The sequence below is a fragment of the Aquibium sp. A9E412 genome (genome assembly GCF_030398335.1).
In the GTDB taxonomy this organism is placed as follows: domain Bacteria; phylum Pseudomonadota; class Alphaproteobacteria; order Rhizobiales; family Rhizobiaceae; genus A9E412.
Window position 1 is genome coordinate 1 of record NZ_JAOAOP010000062.1, and the last position, 20,327, is coordinate 20,327.

General features: G+C 64.4%; 19 protein-coding genes and 1 pseudogene. 8 read left to right on the top strand and 12 right to left on the bottom strand.

Features of this window, described 5'->3' with window-relative positions; translation table 11 throughout:
- Positions 1 to 187: 187 nt before the first annotated feature.
- The 6 genes from N1F89_RS16915 to N1F89_RS16940 all read right to left on the bottom strand — a co-directional run bounded on the left by N1F89_RS16915 (position 188) and on the right by N1F89_RS16940 (position 7,109).
- Complete coding sequence (locus N1F89_RS16915) at positions 188 to 1,918, bottom strand: IlvD/Edd family dehydratase (RefSeq protein ID WP_290085497.1); 1,731 nt, start codon at positions 1,916 to 1,918, stop codon at positions 188 to 190.
- 46 nt (positions 1,919 to 1,964) lie between these two features.
- Positions 1,965 to 3,488, bottom strand: coding sequence for a tripartite tricarboxylate transporter permease (locus N1F89_RS16920; RefSeq protein WP_290085498.1), 1,524 nt, complete (start codon positions 3,486 to 3,488; stop codon positions 1,965 to 1,967).
- Positions 3,479 to 3,970 (bottom strand): tripartite tricarboxylate transporter TctB family protein, encoded by a 492-nt coding sequence (locus tag N1F89_RS16925; protein ID WP_290085499.1) that lies wholly within the window; start codon positions 3,968 to 3,970, stop codon positions 3,479 to 3,481. Before N1F89_RS16925 ends, N1F89_RS16920 begins: the two co-directional genes overlap by 10 nt.
- A gap of 43 nt (positions 3,971 to 4,013) precedes the next feature.
- Positions 4,014 to 4,985 (bottom strand): tripartite tricarboxylate transporter substrate binding protein, encoded by a 972-nt coding sequence (locus tag N1F89_RS16930; protein ID WP_290085500.1) that lies wholly within the window; start codon positions 4,983 to 4,985, stop codon positions 4,014 to 4,016.
- A 46-nt stretch (positions 4,986 to 5,031) separates the two neighbouring features.
- Entirely contained in the window at positions 5,032 to 5,892 is an 861-nt protein-coding gene (locus tag N1F89_RS16935; protein ID WP_290085501.1) for an amidohydrolase family protein, read from the bottom strand.
- A 200-nt stretch (positions 5,893 to 6,092) separates the two neighbouring features.
- Entirely contained in the window at positions 6,093 to 7,109 is a 1,017-nt protein-coding gene (locus N1F89_RS16940; RefSeq protein WP_290085502.1) for a LacI family DNA-binding transcriptional regulator, read from the bottom strand.
- Positions 7,110 to 7,224: 115 nt separating this feature from the next.
- On the opposite strand from N1F89_RS16940, the gene N1F89_RS16945 reads away from it, so the two are divergent.
- From N1F89_RS16945 to N1F89_RS16960, 4 genes are all read left to right on the top strand, one after another.
- The gene (locus N1F89_RS16945; RefSeq protein ID WP_290085503.1) at positions 7,225 to 8,379 is read left to right on the top strand and encodes a mandelate racemase/muconate lactonizing enzyme family protein; all 1,155 of its coding nucleotides are present in this window, start codon (positions 7,225 to 7,227) and stop codon (positions 8,377 to 8,379) included.
- 36 nt (positions 8,380 to 8,415) lie between these two features.
- Entirely contained in the window at positions 8,416 to 9,348 is a 933-nt protein-coding gene (locus N1F89_RS16950) for a 2-hydroxyacid dehydrogenase (protein ID WP_290085504.1), read from the top strand.
- A gap of 147 nt (positions 9,349 to 9,495) precedes the next feature.
- Positions 9,496 to 10,815, top strand: coding sequence for an aspartate aminotransferase family protein (locus N1F89_RS16955; RefSeq protein WP_290085505.1), 1,320 nt, complete (start codon positions 9,496 to 9,498; stop codon positions 10,813 to 10,815).
- 108 nt (positions 10,816 to 10,923) lie between these two features.
- Positions 10,924 to 11,769 carry a fumarylacetoacetate hydrolase family protein gene (locus tag N1F89_RS16960; protein WP_290085506.1) on the top strand — a complete coding sequence of 282 codons (846 nt, stop codon included), beginning with the start codon at positions 10,924 to 10,926 and terminating at the stop codon, positions 11,767 to 11,769.
- A 188-nt stretch (positions 11,770 to 11,957) separates the two neighbouring features.
- Here the strand turns inward: N1F89_RS16960 and N1F89_RS16965 are convergent, their stop codons facing one another.
- From N1F89_RS16965 to N1F89_RS16975, 3 genes and pseudogenes are all read right to left on the bottom strand, one after another.
- Entirely contained in the window at positions 11,958 to 12,845 is an 888-nt protein-coding gene (locus N1F89_RS16965) for an amidohydrolase family protein (protein ID WP_290085507.1), read from the bottom strand.
- Positions 12,842 to 13,630, bottom strand: coding sequence for an IclR family transcriptional regulator (locus N1F89_RS16970; RefSeq protein WP_290085508.1), 789 nt, complete (start codon positions 13,628 to 13,630; stop codon positions 12,842 to 12,844). The genes N1F89_RS16965 and N1F89_RS16970 overlap by 4 nt, the downstream gene beginning before the upstream one ends.
- A 146-nt stretch (positions 13,631 to 13,776) precedes the next feature.
- A pseudogene (locus N1F89_RS16975) lies at positions 13,777 to 13,881 on the bottom strand (IS630 family transposase); the annotation flags it as partial.
- Positions 13,882 to 13,968: 87 nt separating this feature from the next.
- Here N1F89_RS16975 and N1F89_RS16980 point away from each other — a divergent pair.
- The 4 genes from N1F89_RS16980 (at position 13,969) to N1F89_RS16995 (ending at position 17,929) form a co-directional block, all read left to right on the top strand.
- Positions 13,969 to 15,093, top strand: a complete 1,125-nt coding sequence (locus N1F89_RS16980) for a TRAP transporter small permease subunit (RefSeq protein WP_290085510.1) — start codon at positions 13,969 to 13,971, stop codon at positions 15,091 to 15,093.
- 26 nt (positions 15,094 to 15,119) lie between these two features.
- Complete coding sequence (locus N1F89_RS16985; RefSeq protein WP_290085512.1) at positions 15,120 to 16,490, top strand: TRAP transporter large permease subunit; 1,371 nt, start codon at positions 15,120 to 15,122, stop codon at positions 16,488 to 16,490.
- A gap of 84 nt (positions 16,491 to 16,574) precedes the next feature.
- Positions 16,575 to 16,715 carry a hypothetical protein gene (locus tag N1F89_RS16990; protein WP_290085514.1) on the top strand — a complete coding sequence of 47 codons (141 nt, stop codon included), beginning with the start codon at positions 16,575 to 16,577 and terminating at the stop codon, positions 16,713 to 16,715.
- A gap of 296 nt (positions 16,716 to 17,011) precedes the next feature.
- Positions 17,012 to 17,929: a DNA adenine methylase gene (locus N1F89_RS16995; RefSeq protein ID WP_290085515.1), complete on the top strand. Its 918-nt coding sequence runs from the start codon at positions 17,012 to 17,014 to the stop codon at positions 17,927 to 17,929.
- Here the strand turns inward: N1F89_RS16995 and N1F89_RS17000 are convergent.
- The 3 genes from N1F89_RS17000 to N1F89_RS17010 all read right to left on the bottom strand — a co-directional run.
- Entirely contained in the window at positions 17,911 to 18,897 is a 987-nt protein-coding gene (locus tag N1F89_RS17000; RefSeq protein ID WP_290085517.1) for a hypothetical protein, read from the bottom strand. The two genes, N1F89_RS16995 and N1F89_RS17000, sit on opposite strands and share 19 nt — an antisense overlap.
- A gap of 2 nt (positions 18,898 to 18,899) precedes the next feature.
- On the bottom strand, positions 18,900 to 20,033 hold the full coding sequence (locus tag N1F89_RS17005; protein WP_290085518.1) for a hypothetical protein: 1,134 nt from the start codon (positions 20,031 to 20,033) through the stop codon (positions 18,900 to 18,902).
- 101 nt (positions 20,034 to 20,134) lie between these two features.
- The coding region (locus tag N1F89_RS17010; RefSeq protein ID WP_290085520.1) for a hypothetical protein at positions 20,135 to 20,327 on the bottom strand (193 nt) is incomplete at its 5' end.

Below are 20,327 nucleotides of genomic sequence, written 5' to 3' on the forward strand. Positions count from 1 at the left end.
TCCGATCCGACCCTCGCCGCCGGGAGCGGGCTGACACTCTCTCCCGGCGGTCCTGTCTTCGCCTGTTCGGCAAGGAAAGTCATAAGACAAGCCTTTCCAGGCGAGGTGGAAACCGGTTCGCCGCCCAGAAACACGTCAAAACAATAAGTTGGAGCCGATCTGCGATCCCGTGAAAATCAGAACGGCTCTAGAAAGACACCTTGCTCGCCTGAAGGCGCGTACAGCCGACCAGAAAATCGAAGTCGACGCCGCGATGCGCCTGCTGCACCGACTGCGTGAACAACCGGCCATATCCGCGCTGGACGTTTGGTTCAAACGAGGTCAACACCGCGCGTCGACGTTCCAGCTCCGCGTCGGGCACGGCGAGTTCCAACCGCCGGCCAGGCACGTCGAGCACGATCTCGTCACCTGTCTTCGCCAGGGCCAGCGGACCACCCACGGCCGATTCGGGCGAAACATGAAGGACCACGGTGCCGTAGGCGGTGCCGCTCATGCGCCCGTCCGAAATCCGCACCATGTCGGTAACGCCCTGCGCCAGCAATTTCGCGGGCAGTGCGAGATTTCCGACTTCCGGCATGCCGGGATAGCCAACCGGCCCGGCGCTTTTCAGCACGAGCACCGTGTCCGCATCGACCTGAAGGTCAGGGTCGTCGATACGGGCACGATAGTCTTCGGCATTCTCGAACACGAGCGCCTTTCCACGATGCGTCATCAGCCCGGCTGAAGCGGCCGAAGGCTTCAGCACCGCCCCGTCAGGAGCGAGGTTTCCACGCAGCACGACGATGCCGCCCTGCTCCGCAACCGGCTGGTCACGTGGCCTTATCACCTCATCGTTCCAACACTCCGCATGCGCCAGCCGGTCCCCGATGGTGCCGCCCTCGATCGTCGGTGCGGAAAGGTGCAGAAGATCCTTGATGCGCGTCATCAACGCCGGCAGCCCTCCGGCGTAGAAGAAGTCCTCCATCAGAAACCGGCCCGAGGGTTTCAGGTCCAGAAGGCAGGGGACGTCGGTTCCGAGCCGGTCCCAATCGTCAAGAGACAGCTCCACCCCCACACGCCCGGCCAGCGCCAGCAAATGCACCACGGCATTGGTCGATCCGCCAATCGAACCATTGACGACGATCGCGTTCTCGAACGCCGCCCGCGTGAGCACGCGCGAGATGCTCATCCCGTTTCGCACCAACGCCACCGCATGCTTTCCCGCTTCCTCCGCGATCCGTCGCCGACGGCTGTCGGCAGCCGGTATCGCGCCGTTCATCGGCAGAGCGATCCCCATCGCCTCGGCCAGCGACGCCATGGTGGACGCGGTTCCCATCGTCATGCAGGAGCCGGCCGACCGGCTCATGGCGGCCTCGGCCTCCGCATACTCCTCGCCGCTCAGCCGACCGGTTCGATACTCTTCGTCAAAGTGGAAAATATCGGTCCCCGAACCCAGTTCCCGGCCACGGAACCGACCATTGAGCATCGGCCCTCCGGAGACCAGAACGGAGGGGATGTCGCAGCTCGCAGCGCCCATCAGCAGCGCCGGCGTGGTCTTGTCGCAACCTGCCAGGAGCACCACGCCGTCGATCGGGTTGGCACGAAGCGTCTCTTCGACATCCATGCTGAGAAGGTTGCGGAACATCATCGTGGTCGGCCGCATCAGCGGCTCGCCGAGGCTCATCACCGGAAATTCGAGCGGATAGCCGCCGGACAACAGCACGCCGCGCTTGACGCACTCGGCCAGCTCACGCAGGTGCCGGTTGCACGGATTGAGCTCGGACCAGGTGTTGCAGATGCCAATGACCGGCCGGCCGTCGAACAGCTCCGGCCCGAAGCCCTGGCTACGCATCCAGCTTCGCGGGACGAAGCCGTGCTTGCCCTCGCGCGCAAACCATTCGGCGCTACGCATCTGCGGCGCTTCGTCTTTCTCGCTCATCGAGCCTGTCCCCTTGCGGGCACGAAGCCCTTTGCCAGCTGGCACGTCATACCTCGCGCCCTGCCCCTCGGGCCGCGAGTTCCCTGCGGCGCCCGAGCCGGCGCCAAGCCATCATCAGAAGCGGTGACAGCCAGATCAGGATCGTGATCGCGCCAACGGTTCCGGCTATGGGTCGCGTGAAGAACTGCAGGAAATCGCCCTGTGCCTTGATCATGGATGTGAGGAACGTCTCTTCCACCATCCGGCCGAGGATGATGCCGAGCAGAGCCGGCGCGATCGGAAAACCGTTCTCTTCCATGAACCAGCCGATGATGCCGAAGACCAGCATGGTGACGACGCCGATCAGGGTGTTGTCCATCGCGAACGCGCCCACCACGCAGAACATCATGATGACGGGCATCAAGTACTGGCGGGGAACGTCGAGAATGTAGCGTGCAAGCTTGATCGCGGCGTATCCGAGCGGGATCATCAGCAGATTGGCGAGGATGAAGGACAGAAAGATCCCGTAGATCAGGGTCGGCTGGTGCTGGAAGATCGCCGGGCCTGGCGTCAGGCCTTTCATGAACAGCACGCCGATGACGATGGCGGTCATGGAGTCGCCGGGAATTCCGAGCACGGTTGCCGGCACGTAGGCGGAGGAGACGCTCGCATTGTTGGCACCTCCTGCCGCAACGATCCCTTCCAGGCTGCCCTTGTCGAACTCCTCCCGGTTGCGGGTGAACCGGCGCGCGATCGCAAAGGAGATCCACGCGGCGATGTCTGCGCCCGCACCGGGCAGCACGCCGGTGCCGGTGCCCACTGCGATACCGTCAGCAAAACGCCTGCGGAACCGCCAGATCTCGGGCACCAGCCCCTTGAAGATGTTGCCGATCTTGGTCTTGACCGCCTTCGGGGCGGGTTCGGTCGAAAGCGCAAAGCGCAAGATCTCGGCAATGGCGAACATGCCGATAAGCGCTGCAACGAGCCCGACGCCGCCATAAAGCGTCGTGCTGCCAAAGGTGAACCGCGGCTGGCCGGTAACCGGAAAGACGCCTACCATCGCCGTCAGCACGCCGAGCAGAAGCGAGATCGCGCCCTTGACCGGGCTGCCGGGCGAAATGAAAGCAGCCGAGGTGAGCCCGAGGCAGGCCAGCCAGAAATACTCGTAGCTGCTGATATTGAGCGCAAATCGCGCCACCACCGGCGCAAAGAACATGAGGAAGATGGCGCCGATCAAGCCGCCGGTCGCCGACGTCACGACGAAGGCGCCGAGGACGAGTTCCGCCTTGCCCTGCTTCGTCATGCGGTAGGCGGCATCGGTGTATGCTGCAGACGAAGGCGTCCCCGGGATTCGCAGAAGGGTGGCCGGGATGTCCCCTGCGAAGATGGCCATCGCACTGGCGCTGACGATCGCCGCGATTGCGGGAAGCGGCTCCATGAAGAAGGTAACCGGCACAAGCAGCGCGACCGCCATGGTGGCTGTCAGGCCGGGCACCGCCCCCACGAACAGACCGAAGACCGACGCGAGGACGATGACCACCAGGACATTCGGCACCATGAGCGCCACGAACGCATCGTAGATCACCGCCATGTGAGGCTTCCCGAGTATGGCTCTAGAATTCCCCACGGCAACGGCACGAGCAGGATGTCCTGAAACACCGTTTTGACGAGCAGTATCGTGACGATGGCGATGACCAGTGAAATCAGGGGTGCGCGGGAAAACTGCACCAGGACGACGAAGAGCGACACGAAGCCGCTGATGACGAAACCCAAAGCGTCGGAAGTGAGGATGTAGAAGAGCAGCGCGCCGATGACCGCCGCAGCGTTGGCGATGTGCCTGCCGGAACGGATCCAGTCACCGAAGACAAGAAGCGGCGCCTCGTTCCGCTTGCTCCAGCCGGCCAGCGTCAGCATCGCCCCGAGACCGAACAGGCCGATGCCGATGATGGAGGGGAAGAACCCCCCTCCATATCCGGAGCCGAAGAACGGCTTGGGCTGCATGGAGGCAGCGACGAGGGTGACGATGCCGATGGCGACGACAATCGGTCCAAGGATGACGTCGGATACCTTCATGCCCCCTCCTTCGTCCGCCGCCTCTCCACGGCTTCAGGTTGCGCTACTGGATCGCGCCAGCAGCACGCAGCACCGTCTCGGTGTCCTTCTCGTGCGTCTTCATCCAGTCGAGCAGGCCTTCGGCATCGCGGTACTGGAGACCGAAACCGGCCTTCTTCATGTTGTTCTGGAAGGACTCGCTGTTATAGATCTCCTCGACAGCGGCTTCCAAACGATCGACGATGTCTTGCGGCAGGCCGGGAGGTCCGGCCAGAGCACGGAACACGCCCCCGGGAGCAGCATCCGGAATCTGCTCGGCGGCAGTCGGCACCTCGGGGAAGGCGTCGAGACGCTCCGGCGCGAGAACGGCAAGCGGCCGCACTTCACCCGCATCCATCATCGAGTTCGCCTCCGGCAGCGATGCGGTGAGTATGTCCACACCGCCCGCGACCAGTTCCTGCAGACCGGCGGCGGCACCAGCGCTCGGCACCCAGCGGAGCGTCTTGATGTCGATGCCGTTGTCGATGAGGATTTTGGACAGGGCACTGCTCCAACTGCTCGGACAGACCGCACCGCAGCCGATCGCGATCGACGCGGGATCTTCCTGGAGCTGGTCGACAACCTCCGCGAGGGACTGGAATTCGCTGTCGGCTTTGACGTGAACAGCCGCGAAATCGAAGTTGTACTGGGCGATCGGCGTGTAGGAATCGCTCGTGAGATCGCCCATTCCGAGAAGCTTGAAGGGCGCATAGTTGAACAGGATGCCGAGCGTGTAGCCGTCGGGATCTGCCTTGGAAATCTCCGTGATGCCGGAGATACCGCCGCCCTCGGCGCGATTGACCACGTTGAAGGGCTGGCCGAACCGTTCTTCGAGGCCTGCGGCGAGCCAGCGGGCAGTGGCATCGGTCCCGCCGCCCGCGCCGGCAGCCACGATCAGCGTGACCGGCCGGGTCGGCCATTCCTGGGCGGTAACAGCCGAGACGCCGGAACCGACGGCCAGGACGGCCACGGTGGTCAATGCAAGCAGTTTTCTCATACGACATTCTCCCATTGTCAGAGTCGCGCCGGATACGGCTATCGCCTCAGCTCACCAGCGGCGTGTGCCACCAGTGCGCCAGAGGATTCGCGTTCAGGATTGCGTCAATTGTCTCCTGCGAAACGCGCGGAAGCGCGGTTCCTTCCGCAAAGCGGTTGATATTGCGCAGCCCGTCGATGGACTCGCCGACCTGCGCAAAGGGGAAATCTGTGCCCCAGAAAATCTTGTTCTTATCGGTGATGAGGTACTCTTCAGCCGACACCAAAGCCTGGTAGAACTGCCAGGGCCGATAGCAGAGGGCCGAGACCTCGGCGTAGACGTTCGGCCGTTTGCGCGCCACGACGATGCACTCGTCAACCCATGGATGGCCCAGATGGGCCATGATCATCTTCAGGTCGGGATAGCGCTGCGCCACGGCATCGACGTGCAGCGGACGACCCGCATCGAGCAGCGTGTCACGCGCGAACGTCGTGCCCATGTGCATCGTCAGCGGAAGATCGTTCTTCTGACAGTGCGCATAGACGGCATCGAGACGGGGGTCGTCGAGCGGAACGCTGTTGTAGATGGGTCCGAACTTGACGCCCTTCAGCTTTAGCGTGCCGGTGGCGTATTCCAGCAGCTCCATGTAGTCGGGACGCCGCGGGTCGACACAGGCGAAGCCGACGAACTTGTCCGGATACCTTGCGACAGCGGCAGCGGTAACCTCGTCGTCTCCATCGATACCGACCGAATCCTTGTAGCGCGGGGAGAAGATGATCGCTCTGTCGACGTCCTTCATCGCGTCGTGGATCGTATCGGCATCGGCCTTCATCGCGACGCCGCCCGGCCTGGCATCACCGCTGAGGTCGACCGCCGGTGGCGTGAACTGATCGGCGTTGAAGATGTTGACGTGGCAATCGACGATCATGCGCAGAGACTCCGTTCGACAACGGTGACCGCAGAAGCACATGCGCGGCACTGCGGCAGGGTATCGCTCGGTGCGCTGAAGCGCCCGACAGCTCCTGCCGACCTGCAGGCATGGCCAGCTTGTCGGCCTGTTGATTTAACGATACATCAATCTTATAGCTTGTCAAACGGCAGCGTTGCGGCAGGGGACGATCGGTGACTTCAGGAGGAGGAGCGCGTGGAGCTACCCGGCTGAAATTGCACCGGCAGCACGATCTCCGTTTCCCTGAAGGTTCCGCTCTGCAGCCGATGGATCAGCTCGGATCCCGCCCTTTCGCCGATCGCATGCGCGGCCGAGCGGACGGTGGTCAGAACCGGCTCGACATAGCGCCACGTATCGAAGGCATTGAAGCCGGTCACCTGGATGTCGGCGGGAATGCGCAGGCCGTGGTCGCTACACGCCTTCATCGCGGCAATCGCCATCTGGTCATTGCCGCCGATGATGGCATCGGGCGCTTTGCGGCTGGCGAGCGCGGCGAGCGTGTTGCCGCGGGTCACGCAATAGCTCTCATCGCCGCAGGCGATGACGTCGAGCGAGGTGCCGTCGACAGCCTCGATCCGGGAGGCAATCCCCTTCTTGCGGGCTGTCATCGCCGCCCATTCGACCTGCGGCAGCAGCATCCAGAACCGACGTGCGCCGGTAGCCAGCAGATGGGATGCAACCTGGCGGCCACCGTCGAAATCGTCCTGGCGAACGATCGCGCAATCGATTCCCTGCGGGACCGTCTGTTCCTGCATAAGCACGATCGGAACCTGAAGCGTGGCAAGCTCGCTGACGAACCAGCTCCGTTGCACGCTATCGCCGGAGAGTATGGCGACCATGCCGTCCGCCTCGATGTCCTGGAAGAGGCCGGTCGTGCGGAAATCGGAGGGCTTCATGCCCCGCAGTATCAGGCTGTACGAGCTGGCGGTGAGATAATTGGTCAGCCCGGTGACCTGCGCGGTGATGAAAGGGTCGCTGAGAAAATCCGGATCTTCGACGACGATCAGCATGCCGATCGTCCATTGCTGCGACAGTCGGAGACGCCGCGCCGCGACGGAGGGACGGTAGCCCAACCGCTCGACCACCTGCATGATGCGGTTCGCAGTCGCCTCCGACACGCGGCCCCGGCCGTTCAGCACATTCGACACCGACATCGCCGACACGCCGGCTTCGCGCGCCACGTCCTTGATGGTCACCGAACGCGCAACCGCCGGCCGCTGTGGCTTCGCCACCTCACTCACCCCCTGTTCCCATCACTTTGCTGGTTGCGTGCACCGGCCACGAGGCCGCCATACCGCATGGAGCAAACTTGTGACTGAAACCACCATAACCCGAGTTCATTGCCACCTACTCACACAGGATACCGGCCGCTCCGCACTGAGCTGGGCGGGCGGCAACCTGCGCTACTGGAACACGGCGCTTGTCGAGGTTGCGACCGAAAGCGGTCTGCGGGGCTTCGGAGAAGCCTACTATCCAGGACTGAGTGCACCGCTGGCAACCCGTGCTTTGGTGGACAACTTCGCGCCGCTGCTGCTTGGCGAGGACGCAAGGGAGACCACCCGCCTACTCCACACGATGCGGGCGAAGTCGCGCGCCTGGGGCAACGCCGGCATCTCGTTCATGGTCGCCGGCTCTATCGAGGTCGCGCTTTGGGACATCAAGGCGCAGGCACTGGGAGTGCCGCTTCACGATCTACTCGGCGGCAAGGCGCATGACGCCATCACCGTCTATGCGAGCGGCGGCATGGACGCTTCGCGCGAGCAAACCATCGCGGAGATGGAGGGCTATCTGGAGCGCGGCTTTCGTGCGGTGAAGATACGTGTCGGCCGCTCGATCACCGAGGATGTGGAAAAGGTCCGCTTGTGCCGCGAGGTTCTGGGGCGTGACGTCGAACTGATGGTCGACGCGGTAATGGGACACAACCCGGCCCCGTTCTCTGCCAAGGAGGCGCTGGCATGCATTCGCGCCATCGAGAAGTACGATATCTCCTGGTTCGAAGACCCTGTGGGAAATCGCGACCACGAGGGCTGCGCCTTCGTCCGCCGCAATACGTCCGTTCCGATCGCGGCGGGCGAAACGGCGGTGGGCGTGCACGATTTCCTGCCCTACTTCGAGGCCGGCGCGCTTGACTACGTCCAACCCGACCCAACCCATTCCGGCGGGATCGCCGAGTGTCTGACGGTTGCTGCGCTGGCCCGCGTCAATGACGTCCGGGTGATCTACCATTCCTGGGGCATGGCGCCCTGCCTGGCCGCCAACTATGCGCTTGCGTTCGCCGACCCGCGCACCAGCTACCTCGAGTTCCCGACCCACGGCCTTCCGCTCGTGGAGGAACTGGCCGATACGCCGTTCCGCATCGTGGACGGCCGGATCGCTGCGCCGACAGCGCCCGGCCTGGGTGTCTCGCTTACGGATGAACTTCTCGAGAAATACGCCTTCATCGAAGGCAGCACCTTCTGGCCGTGACGCCCCTGCGCGCCGCCGATCAACCGGAGACGAACGATGACGGACATCCATATCCTCCAGACACACGCCATGCCCGAGGGTTGCGAAAAGGCTCTTGCGGAGCGCTTCACGGTGCATCGGCTTCATCGCGCCGCAGACCGGGACGGGCTGATCGAGGAGGTGGGCGCCCGGATACGGGCTATTGCCGGGACCGGCGTGCCGCGTGCCGTGCTGGCCCGGCTTCCGAAACTGGAGATCGTCGCGAACTTCGGTGTCGGGACGGATTCTATCGACATTCCGCACGCAACGTCGCGCGGCATCCGCGTCACCAACACGCCCGACGTGCTCAACGATGTGGTGGCCGAGCTCGCCATCGGCCTCATGATCGCCCTTGCCCGGCGCATTCCGCAAGCTGACCGCTATGTGCGCGAGGGCCGCTGGCCTTCCGGCAACCTGCCGCTCTATCGCGAATTGCGCGGCTACACGCTCGGGATTGTCGGGCTCGGCCGGATCGGAAGCGAGATCGCCAGTCGCGCCCAGGCGATGAAGATGCGCGTCGTCTATCACGGGCGGAACAGGAAGCCGCGCCAGCCCTATGCCTACTATGCGGACCTGGTCGAGATGGCACGCGCCGTGGATTGGCTCGTTGCCGTGACGCCCGGCGGTGCGGGCACGCAGAAGCTGGTCAACCGTGATGTGCTCGAGGCGCTGGGCCCACAGGGCGCCTTCGTCAACGTGGCGCGTGGTTCGGTGGTCGATCAGGACGCGCTGGTCGAACTCCTTGAAACCGGCAGCCTGGGGGGTGCCGCCCTCGACGTGTTCGAGGACGAGCCGGCAGTGCCCCAGTCGCTGCTGACGATGCAGAACGTCGTGCTGTCACCGCACCAGGGCACGGCAACCCACGAGACGCGGGAAGCGATGGGAGCGTTGCTCGTGGCGAACCTCGACGCCCACTTCGCCGGCAACGCGCTGCTCACCCCGGTTGCCTAGCGCCGGAAGGCGTTGACGTCGAAAAGACCGGTTTTCACGGTTGACTTAACGTTAAATCTGCCACATTTTGGCGACTTCCGGGCCAAACTGCTCTGCTCCCCTTTCACGCTGCGAGCATGGCGCGGCCATCATCTGAAAGACGAGAGAATGTCGGAAAACCTATACAGCACGGTCGAACGCCAGCGTCAGTTCATCGCCGGCGGCACGATGTCGCTCAACCGGGCAATCGACCCGGCTCGGCTCTTCGTGCGGGCCAGGGGCGCCTACCTCTACGACGCCGACGGCAAGCAATACATCGACTACCATGCAGGCTTCGCGCCCTATCTGTTTGGCCATGGTGATCCGGAAATCGACGACGCCGTGATCGAGATGATCCGCTCGGGCGCTTCGTTGATCGGCGCCGGCACCATGCCGTGGGAGGCTGAGATCGCCGAACTGCTGGTCGATTCCGTTCCCGGCATTGAGCAACTGCAGCTCACCAGCACGGGCTCGGAAGCGGTCGGATACGCGCTGCGGCTCGCCCGTGCCCATACCGGCCGCGACGTGGTCGTGGTCATGGAGGGTGGATATAACGGCTGCCTCGACTACGTCAGCTACAACCTGATGGACCCCGCCTCCTTCGTGGAGCCGCACGAGCCGGGCGAAGAGTACCCTCTCAGGGTGACGACAGCCGGTGTCCCGAAGGTGATCGACGAAGTGACCCGGGCTATCGAATACAACGACCTGGAAGCCGCGGAGCGTGTGCTTGCCAAGGGCGATGTAGCAGCCATCATCCTGGAGCCAATCCTGCAGAACATCGGCATCGTGAAGCCGCTGCCGGGCTATCTGGAGGGGCTGCGAGCGCTCTGCGACAAGTACGGCACGGTTCTCATCTTCGATGAAGTCAAGACCGGCTTCCGGCATGCCTTGGGTGGATACCAGTCGATTTCGGGCGTCACGCCGGATCTCTGCACCTTCGGCAAGGCCGTCGCCAACGGCTACCCGATGGGCGTCGTGGGCGGAAAGAAGGAGATCATGAGCCTGTGCAGCCATCCCGACCCCGCGAAGCGGGTCGCGGTGGCGGGCACCTACAACGGGCACCCGGTCAACGTGGCAGCGGCGAAGGCCAGCCTTTCTCGGCTGAGAACACGGGAGAAGGAAGTCTACGGCGAACTCGAGCGCTTGGGCGCGCGACTGGAAGCCGGGCTGAAGCAGGTATTCGCTTCGCGCAACTACGCCACCACCGTTGTTCGTCAGGGCTCGGCGTTCACCGTCTATTTCATGGACCACGCCCCGATAAGCTGGCGCGACATCGCGCTGAACCACGACATGGAGCGCGACCTTGCCTGGCGCAAGGCCCTGATCGAGGAAGGAATCTTCCAGTTCCCCGTGGTCACGAAACAGGGCAGCATCTCGCTCGCGCACACCGACAAGGACATCGATCAAACGATCGAACTGTCGGAGAAGGTTCTTTCCACGCTCGCCTGAGCACCGCGCAACCACGGGAAGCACCCGACCGGGAGAGCCTGTCCGGTCGTCCGGAACGATCTGTGCAGGGCGAACGGGTCGCCCCTGACCTCTTCGGAGTTTCTTGGCATGAAGCTGCTACGCTATGGGCCGCCCGGCAACGAGTTGCCGGGCCTTCTCGATGCGGAAGGTCGAATTCGCAGTCTTTCGCGGCTGGTCACCGACCTCGCGGGAAGCGCGCTGTTGCCCGACGCGCTTGCTCGCATCGCTGCCGTCGATCAGCGATCGCTGCCGCTTGTCGAGCAACCGGTGCGTCTTGGTCCCTGCGTGGCCGGCACCGGCAAGTTCATCTGCATCGGGCTCAACTACTCGGATCATGCAGCCGAGACCGGTGCCGCCGTGCCCCCCGAACCCGTGATCTTCATGAAGGCCACCTCCGCGATCTGCGGCCCGAACGACGACGTGCTGATACCGCGTGGTTCGTCGATGACCGATTGGGAGATCGAGCTCGGCGTCGTCATCGGCAAGACCGCCAAGCATGTGAACGAGGCGGATGCGTTGGAGCATGTCGCCGGCTATTGCATATCCCACGACGTGTCGGAGCGCGGCTTCCAGTTGCATCGGGCCGGCCAGTGGACCAAGGGCAAGTCGTGCGACACCTTCGGTCCGATTGGTCCCTGGCTCGTGACGAAGGAGGAGATCGCGGACCCGCAGGACCTTGCCATGCGGCTCAAGGTGAATGGTCAGCTCGTCCAGAACGGCTCGACCCGCACCATGGTCTACGGCGTTGCCGAACTCGTCTCCTATCTCTCTCGGTTCATGTCGCTACACCCGGGCGACATCATCTCCACCGGAACACCGCCCGGCGTCGGCATGGGCATGAAGCCGCCAGCATACCTGAAGAATGGCGACGTCGTCGAACTGCAGATCGACGGGCTTGGCATTCAGACACAGCGCTTCGTCGCCGACGCCTGAACCGGAATGCCGCAAGAAACTGCGCAGCGGCCGCCGGGCGACATCATGGCCCGGCTGCTGCTGCATCCAAGCCATGCCATGTGAATGCACCTGGCTGCGATGGTCCATGGCTGCGGGGTCTGCTTACGCGTCCGGAAAAGTCTGCAGCCCCGCTTCCCACCGGGGCCGCCTGTGACCTCACATTCGGCTCAGTCGAGCCCGAGCAGCGCCAGGCTGTCGCGGTGGATGATCTCCTCGATCTTTTCGAGGGGCACGCGCGGCATGCGTGTGCCTTCCACGATGTCGTTGACGCTTCGAAGGCCGGCGATCGTTTCGGCGGGCGTGGCGATGGGATAGTCCGATCCGAAGAGGATCTTGTCCAGAACGTTCCACTCCGTCGCCTTTATCAGCGCGTCGTAGTGGGTGTAGGGCCGGTAGAAGAGACCGGAGATGTCGGTATAGACATTGGAGTGCTTGCGAACCACCACCACGGCGTCCACCGTCCACGGATGGCCCATGTGGGCCATGATGATCTTCAAGTCCGGATAGCGGCTTGCGATCTCATCCACCGTTAGCGGATGCGCGGCGGGGATCGGCGCGCTCTTTACCGCCGACGTTCCGGTGTGGAACAAGACCGGCAACCCGTGCCGCTCGGCATACTGGTAGACGGCGAGCGCACGGCGGTCGAGCGGGTCGTAGGCCTGGTAGTTCGCGCCGAGCTTCACCCCCCGGAGGCCGAGCTCGACACGGCTGCGCTCCATTTCGTCCATCGCGCCGAGGTCGTATGGGTGCACCGCCATGAACCCGATCAGCTCGTCCGGATAAGCCTGAACAAACGTTGCGGTGAAGTCGTTGACACGGTCGGCGACGTCGCCGTGGTCACCCGCCCCGTTGCTGCCCCCCACGCGCTCGCCCGGTTCCCAGGCGATGCCGAACACGACGGACTTGTCCACGCACGCCTGCGATTCCCGGTATTCCGCCCAGCTGAAATTGCCTGGCCGGGCAGCGTCCGGACGCCAGGTCCGGTTGATCCGGCGCCGGTCCTCCGGGACGGCGTCGCGGTATTGAGGCACATGGGTATGGATGTCGAAAATCATGTCGAGCTCCACTCGTGACGATGACCGAGCGAGCGCGATATGCGCCGCGCGTGATCAACCACTGTTTCGATGGCAGCGCCAAGGGCGGCACCGTTCATGCGGCTGGCAGGACCGGAAACGGAGATCGCAGCCGCCACCGTGCCGAGATGATCGAAGACCGGCGCGGCCGCGCAGACGAGTCCCTCCTCCACCTCGCCGGCGTCCAGCGCATAGCCGCTGTCACGTATCTCCTCGAGATGCCGTTCCAGCGCTCCCCGGTGACAGATCGTCCTTTCGGTATGACGCGCGAGGGGAATACTCTCGAGCAAGCGCTTCCGCTCCGGCTCCGGCTGGAAGGCAAGAAGCGCCTTGCCCACGCCGCTGCAATGAAGCGGATCGCGGAATCCGACGAAGGAAAGCATCCGAACGGATCGCAGCGCATCGATCTTGTCGACGCAGAGCGCCGCACCCTCGCTCAAGATCGCCAGATGGACGGTTTCTCCCGTCTCACGCATGAGCGCGTCGAGAAACGGATGCGCAACACGCTTTACATCCATATCGCCCAGCGCGCGTGCGCCGACGAGGGCGGCGAGTTCCCCGAAATGGTATGTTTGCAGTCGATCGTCGCGCTCGAGAAAGCGTTCGGCCGTCAGCGTCGCCAGCACACGGAAGACGGTCGTCTTCGGCAATCCGACCGACGCCACGATCTCGTCCACCGTCGGCGCGGACGGGTGCATCGCGATGGAACGCACGACCTCCAGCGCCCGCTCCACCGCACGGACAGAATAGCGCTTGCCATCTTCCATTGAATTCATCTAATGAATTTACAGTTCATTTTTTCATTGAAGGTCAGGTGCCGGGGAATGTCAACTGAGGACGCCGGGGCCGCAGCGTCCAGCGTGCCGCCGCGCGGCGCCATCACCGCACCGCTGGTCGCCCTGCCCTTCCGCTCGCCCAGATTGTTCAGGGTGTCGCCGTCACCGGGCCTGAGCGAGGGAACGAGCGCCTGCTCGGCATAGGCGGAGAACCGCTCGCCGTTGATCGGCCGATCGAACAGGCCGGCCGCGCGTCACAAACGTTCCAGACCGGCGGCGCCCGTGATGCCAGGATCGTGGCGAGGGAAACGCGATCCGGCATCCCGACGATGGACCTGACGACCTGTCTTCTTCCTGCGGCCGCCGGGCTTCCGGGCGGCGGGGTGCGAGCAATCGCCGGCGGCGGCACCGTCCTTGCCTTCCCGGCCATGGCCGTTTCGCGGCGCGAACCGCGCGCGGCGAGCCCATCCGGCGCGGCGGCCTCTCCCGGGAACGCGGCAGCGGACTGTCAGGGGGACGCGGCGGCGGCCTCTCCGGCGGATGCGCCGGCGATCTCTCGGCGGCACGCGGCGGCCGGTCCGGCCCGCCGATCGCAGCCGCGTGCGGCCGGGCGCCCGCTCCCTTCGCGCACCGGCGCGGTGGCGGCCGGCGGGCCGACGCGCGCGGCTTTTCCTGCGCACCGGTGTGGCGGCGCGCGGCGCGCCGGTGCTGCGGCCTGGGCCGGCCGCGACGCTGTCCTTCGCGGCCGATCCGACGCGCGCGGCCGCACCAGGACGGCCGGGGCGCGGCCGGCTGCGCCCGTCGCCCGCCCGGACCATCGCACGACCGCGCGCGCCGCGGCCGCACGGCTGGCGGCTCGCCCCGCGCTCGAGCGTTTCCAGGCGAAGTGGAATCCGGTTCGCCGTGCGCAAACGCGTCAAGGCAACGCCGAGCTCGCCGGCCGCATCGGCGGCTGGCTGCTGCCGCTGCTCGCCGCCGTCATCGTCTACGACGTCGTCGGGAGGAAGTTCTTCAACACCGGTTCCTCCGTCCTGCAGGAGCTCGAATGGCACCTGCACGGGGCCGCGCTGCTGCTCGCCTTCGGCTTCTGCTATCTGCGCGACGCGCACGTGCGCATCGACCTGATCCGCGGCCTGATGAGCGAGCGGGCGCGGCTGCGCCTCGAGATCGTCGGGGTCGCTCTCTTCCTCCTTCCCTACATGCTGCTCCTGGCCTGGTACGGCTACGACTTCGCCGCGCGCGCGTTCGTCCGCGGCGAGGGGTCGACCGGCGGCGTCGGCCTGCCGATGCGCTGGATCATCAAATCGTTCGTGCCGCTCGGCGCCGTGCTGATGCTTCTCGCCGGCAGCGCCGTGCTGCTGCGATGCCTCGCCCGCCTGCGCTCGGGCGGCGCCATGCAGAGCGTCTTCCCGGCCGAAGAGACGTCCAACCCCGTGACGGAGGCTCGCACGTGACGTTCGTCGAACTCCTGCCCCTTCTGATGTTCGCGACGCTGGTCGTGCTGCTGTTCACGGGCCTGCCGGTCGGCTTCGTCCTCGGCGGCACGGCGCTCGGCTTCGCCGGGCTCGCAATCGCGCTCGACGAGATGCGGCTCGCCCAGATCGGACTGCTGTCCAACCGCATCTTCGGCGGCGTCGTGGAGAACCCGGTCCTCGTCGCCGTGCCGATGTTCATCCTGATGGGCACCTTCCTGGAACGCAGCGGCATGGCCGAGGACCTGCTCGAGAGCCTGTCGACGGCGATGCGCCGCGTGCCGGCGGGCCTGGGTCTGGCGGTGATGCTCATCGGCATACTGCTCGCCGCCTCCACCGGCATCATCGGCGCCTCGGTCGTCATGCTGACGCTGCTCGCCCTGCCGACCATGCTGCGGCAGGGCTACGATCCGGCCTTCTCCTCCGGCATCGTCGCCGCCGCCGGCACGCTCGGCATTCTGATTCCCCCGTCCATCATGCTGGTCGTGATGGGCGATCTGCTGTCGATCTCCGTCGGACGTCTTTTCGTCGCAGCGCTGCTGCCCGGCATGATGCTGTCGGCCATCTACCTGACCTATATCGTGCTGCGCGGCGCGCTTCAGCCGCGGCTCGCCGCACTCCCGGGCGGCCGCGCGCTGGGCGCGGACGTGCCCCGGGCAACGAAGCCCGGGCCGGCCGCCGCATCGTCCGCACCGCAGCACGGGCTCCTGCGCAGCCTGCTCGCCCCCCTCTTCCTCATGGTTCTGGTGCTGGGCTCCATCCTGGCCGGATGGGCAACCCCGACCGAAGCCAGCGGGGTCGGCGCGGCCGGTGCCATGCTCCTCGTCGCCGCGCGCCGGCGCCTCACCCTGCGGCTGGCCGACAGCGTCACGCGCTCGTCGATCGCCACCACCGGCATGATCTTCTTCATCTTTGTCGGCGCCACCGCGTTTTCCTACGTCTTCCGCCTGCTCGGCGGCGACCAGGTCGTGTCGGACCTCGTCGGCGGACGGGAGGCCGGTGCCTGGGTCGTCCTGCTGTCGATCCTGCTCCTGGTGTTCGTGCTCGGCTTCTTCTTCGACTGGATCGAGATCACCCTGATCGTCCTGCCGATCTTCGCCCCGCTCGTTGCGACGCTCGACTTCGGCGATCACGTCCAGGGCGCCGACCGCATCTACTGGTTCGCGACCCTCGTCGCGATCAACCTCCAGACATCCTTCCTCACGCCGCCCTTCGGCTTCGCCCTTTTCTACATGAAAGGCGCAGCGCCACCCGATCTGCGCATGATCGACGTGTACCGCGGCATAATCCCGTTCGTGCTGATGCAGGTCGCAGCGTTGTGCGCGATCCTCGCCATCCCGGAAATCGCCCTGTGGCTTCCCGATGCGCTCATGAACTAGCAGCGCTTGCAGGCGACCCCGCGCCTTCGTGCCACCCGAACGCCTCGGCTCGTCTGGGCTCCGCAATCAACGCGGAGCAGGGCTGTGGCGGACCAACATGACGAGTTCTTCGATGATGACGCCGGTCGCCTTCCAGAGGGCGCCGGCGTCATTTTGTGTTTGGTGGGTGCGGGGCTGTTCTGGCTCGGGCTCGCCATCGGCGTCGGCATCGGGCTGGCGCTCTAGCCGGTGTCCGAGGCTTGGCTCTCGCACGATCGGCGGCGCGTCCACATGCGCCGCGGTGGTTGGTCCGGGTCCTTCCCGGTTCAGGATCTGCCGCGGTGGCTCGAGCTCTACCGAGACCTGCGCGGGCGCAAGGATGGCAAGTGGGCGGCGAACTACGCTCCAGACGTCGCCGCTCTCAAGCGAGTCGCCGCAGAGCTGAGGTCCAACCAATAACGCTTCGGCCGCCGCTCTACGCCACAGATTGGGGTTCGCCCCAGAAATCGCGTGCATTTTCAGACCATAGGAGCCTATAAGCCATGAAAACGTCTCTCGAGCAGCCGAGGCAGGGAGCATTGACCGGCGACGACCTGCTAGACCTCTCCGCGTATCCGAAGCGCCATGTGCAGGAGTCGGCGTCACCGTTCCGATATCCGGGCGGCAAAGGCTTCCTGACCGGATATCTGGCTAGTCAGCTCGAGACGCTGACCGCCGGTGACCGTCACTATGCTGAGCCGTTCTGCGGTGGAGCGGGCGCCGCGATCAATCTTCTCGAGGATGGAGCCGTCGCGACGATCCATTTGAACGACGCAGATATCCGCGTTCATTCTGCTTGGCGCGCTATTGTGCAGGAGACGGATCGATTCCTTGAGCGCTTGGCCAACGTGCCTTTGACGCTCGAGGAGTGGCATGCCTCCCGCGACCTTTTGATCTCGTCAGAAGCGGGCGAGTACTCATTCGAGCTGGGCTTCGCGACCTACTTCATCAATCGGACCAGCAGGGCCGGTATCATCCTTGGCTCCGGCCCGATTGGCGGATATCGGCAGACAGGCCGCTGGAAGATCGACGCGCGGTTCTATCGGGAAAGCATGAGCCGGCGCATCGCTTGGATCGGCGAGAACCGTGACCGCATCCGGCTGACCAATGAGGATGCTCTGGTCTTTATGGCTCGCGCGAAGGACAGGATGCCGCTTGAGCGTACTCTGCTTTTCGTCGACCCGCCTTACGTTCAAGCAGGATCGAAGCTCTATCTGAATGCGATGAGCGAGAGCAAACACAGCGCGCTGGCCGACATGCTGCAGAGCGGCGGCTATCCGCACTGGATTCTGACCTATGACAACCACCCGCTGATCCATCGGCTCTACGCGGACTTTACGCTTCGGTCCATTCAGGTGAACTACAGCCTCCGGAGCGCTCGCAAGGAGCGGGAAGTTCTGGTTCAGGCCACCCGCGACTGAAGCGCCGCTTGCCGGTAATCCTGGATCCAGTCGACGATCTGTCCGACATTCCCAACCTCGTCCAGCTCAATGCCCTCAGCTGGCAGGCCGAGTCCGCGTAGAGCATGAAGGGGGGCCTGCGTGCGGTCGCATAGCGATTTGTGCCTCTTGCTCTCTCTCACGAAGAGAAGCTGATCGATGACCCTGTACGGGATGAGGGTCGTGAAGGTTGGCTGGCACCCTTGCTGATCGAAAAAGTCGTCCATGAAGGTGGTGAATTCGAGGTCCGCCGGCTTATCGACCCAGTTCAGGCCGGACGCCAGCTGCCCGAACATCACCCATGGCGGCGGCGGACGATCTCTCCGCGGCCAGCCGATCACATCGATCCCGCCATCCTTTGCCTTCGGCGCCGCGTGGCGGCCTGGCTTGTCCCGCGGGATGAGACCGCTCCCCCAGCGCTCCGCTCGACTTAGCACCTCAAGGATGGTTTCCTTCGTCTCCCTGGGATAGCCGACGCTGACGGCAGGTCCATGAACGAGGCCGGCTACCGCAAGCGTTCCAAGCACCTGAAAAACGCGATTGCGCATTCGGGTAACGAGTGCCGCGTCCGGCGGGGCAAGCAGGATCGGAGACTTCGTGATGTGGGAGGCGATCAGGCACAGCAAATAGAACGCTGTCGATGGGTCATCGAGCGGTCGAGCCAATGTCAGCTCTTCGCCGGTGTCGTCCAGCTCGAACGGATACGCGTCCTGAAGTGCCGCCTGCCGGAGGCGAACCTCGTTCTCGATGTCCACGCGAAGGCGGTCATCCTCGAGGTCTTCGTCCTCGAAATTGTCGGGAGGCGCCTCCTGCTGAGTTCTGTCGCTGCCCGCAAGGTCGTCCATGCGCGCTCTGCGATATTCGTCGAAGAAGGCGGCGAGCTCGAGCCAGTCGACGAGGATGTCAGCCCCCGCGTTTATAGCCGGGGTGTCCAGAAGCCCCACTGTCATTGCTAGCTCTTCTTCGACTTGCCCTGCTGGCGCTCCATGGCGCCAAGTATCGTGTCGGATCGTTTGAGGCAGAGATCGGCGAATTGGAAGAGGTCCGGCTGTTCCTCCGGATCATACCCGGTGACGTTCTCGAGGGCGATCTTCAGAGAGGCGGATGCGTCCACCAGATTCCGGGCAAAGAGGTTGGACACGGGGGTCGCCGTCACCACTGCGGCGTCGAGGTCGCCACGCTCGGTCAGTTCACGCACTGCAGCCGGCGCGCTGAGGACCTGTTTCAGCCGGTTCAGGTCCTTTGCCTGGCTGGCGATCACAGGCTCAACGTCCTGTTTCCGCGATCCGTAAAGCCAAAAGAGCAGCTGCTTCAGTTCATCCAGCTTCCCGTCTGGGATCGGGCGGGGATCAGGATCCTCGCTACGCGAAGCTCTCTGCATGCCGAGGAAGGAAGTGAATTCGGGATACGAGAGCGCCGTGTAGAGGTGTGAAAAGCTGAAGTGCCGCTTGGTGCGGTCGTCGAGATCATAGACGCCTTCTTCCTCCGCCTGGCGGATCACGTACGCGGCCGTCACCATCCGGCGGAGCGTGTCGTGCTTATCCCCCATGCGCTGGGCGATCTCATACAGATGGATGCCGTTTGGCTTCTCTCGCTCGGAATCGAGCCAGTGCATGGCGTAGAGGGCCTTCGCGTAGGCGTCCCAGGCCCGAGGTCCGTTAATGTGCTTGAAGCCGATAAGGTCCTTCGCGCCATCCTTGTCCGCCACCCGAAAGACGAGGATGTTGTCGAAGCTGGGCCGGACTTCATCTTTGACCGGAGGCGTCGAGATCCGGCATGTCGCAGCCAGCTCCGGGTTCCGAAGAACCTTCAGGGCTGCAAGTCGTCTATTGCCCTCGAGGACGATCAGCCGCTCTCCTCTAGCGTACACGATCATCGGCTCGATGCTGATGTAGCCGTTGTAGGCCATCGACTGGACAAGCTCTCCTAGGTCGGAAGTCTTGTCCAACCACTCGATGATCGCCTCGTCGCTCTCATCCGCTGGCATCTTGTCCGGGGTGAAGCGCGGGTTATGCCTGTCGAAGTCGAGCAGCTCGACCGGGACCTCCTGGGGATCCCGGAGCGGCAGCTTTTTGTCCCAATCCATCAATCCTGCCTTCTGCTGCGGCATGCTCGGCCGAGGGCTGTCGAGCCGGAGGCGACCACCTCATACCACGTGTGGCGCCGTAGGCCAGCGGCCTGCCCAGCTCACGCACAGGGAAAATGTTGAGGTGGCGTTGAGGCGCGAAAAGCCCCGGCGTGGGCCGGGGCTAAGTCATTTGAACGACCCGAGACATAGGTGACGTTTTGTACCGGACACATGGGTAACACTTTTGGCTTTTGGCCGGAGGTGTTGATGCCGTGGAGAGAGTGTTCGGTGATGGAGGAACGTCTGCGCTTC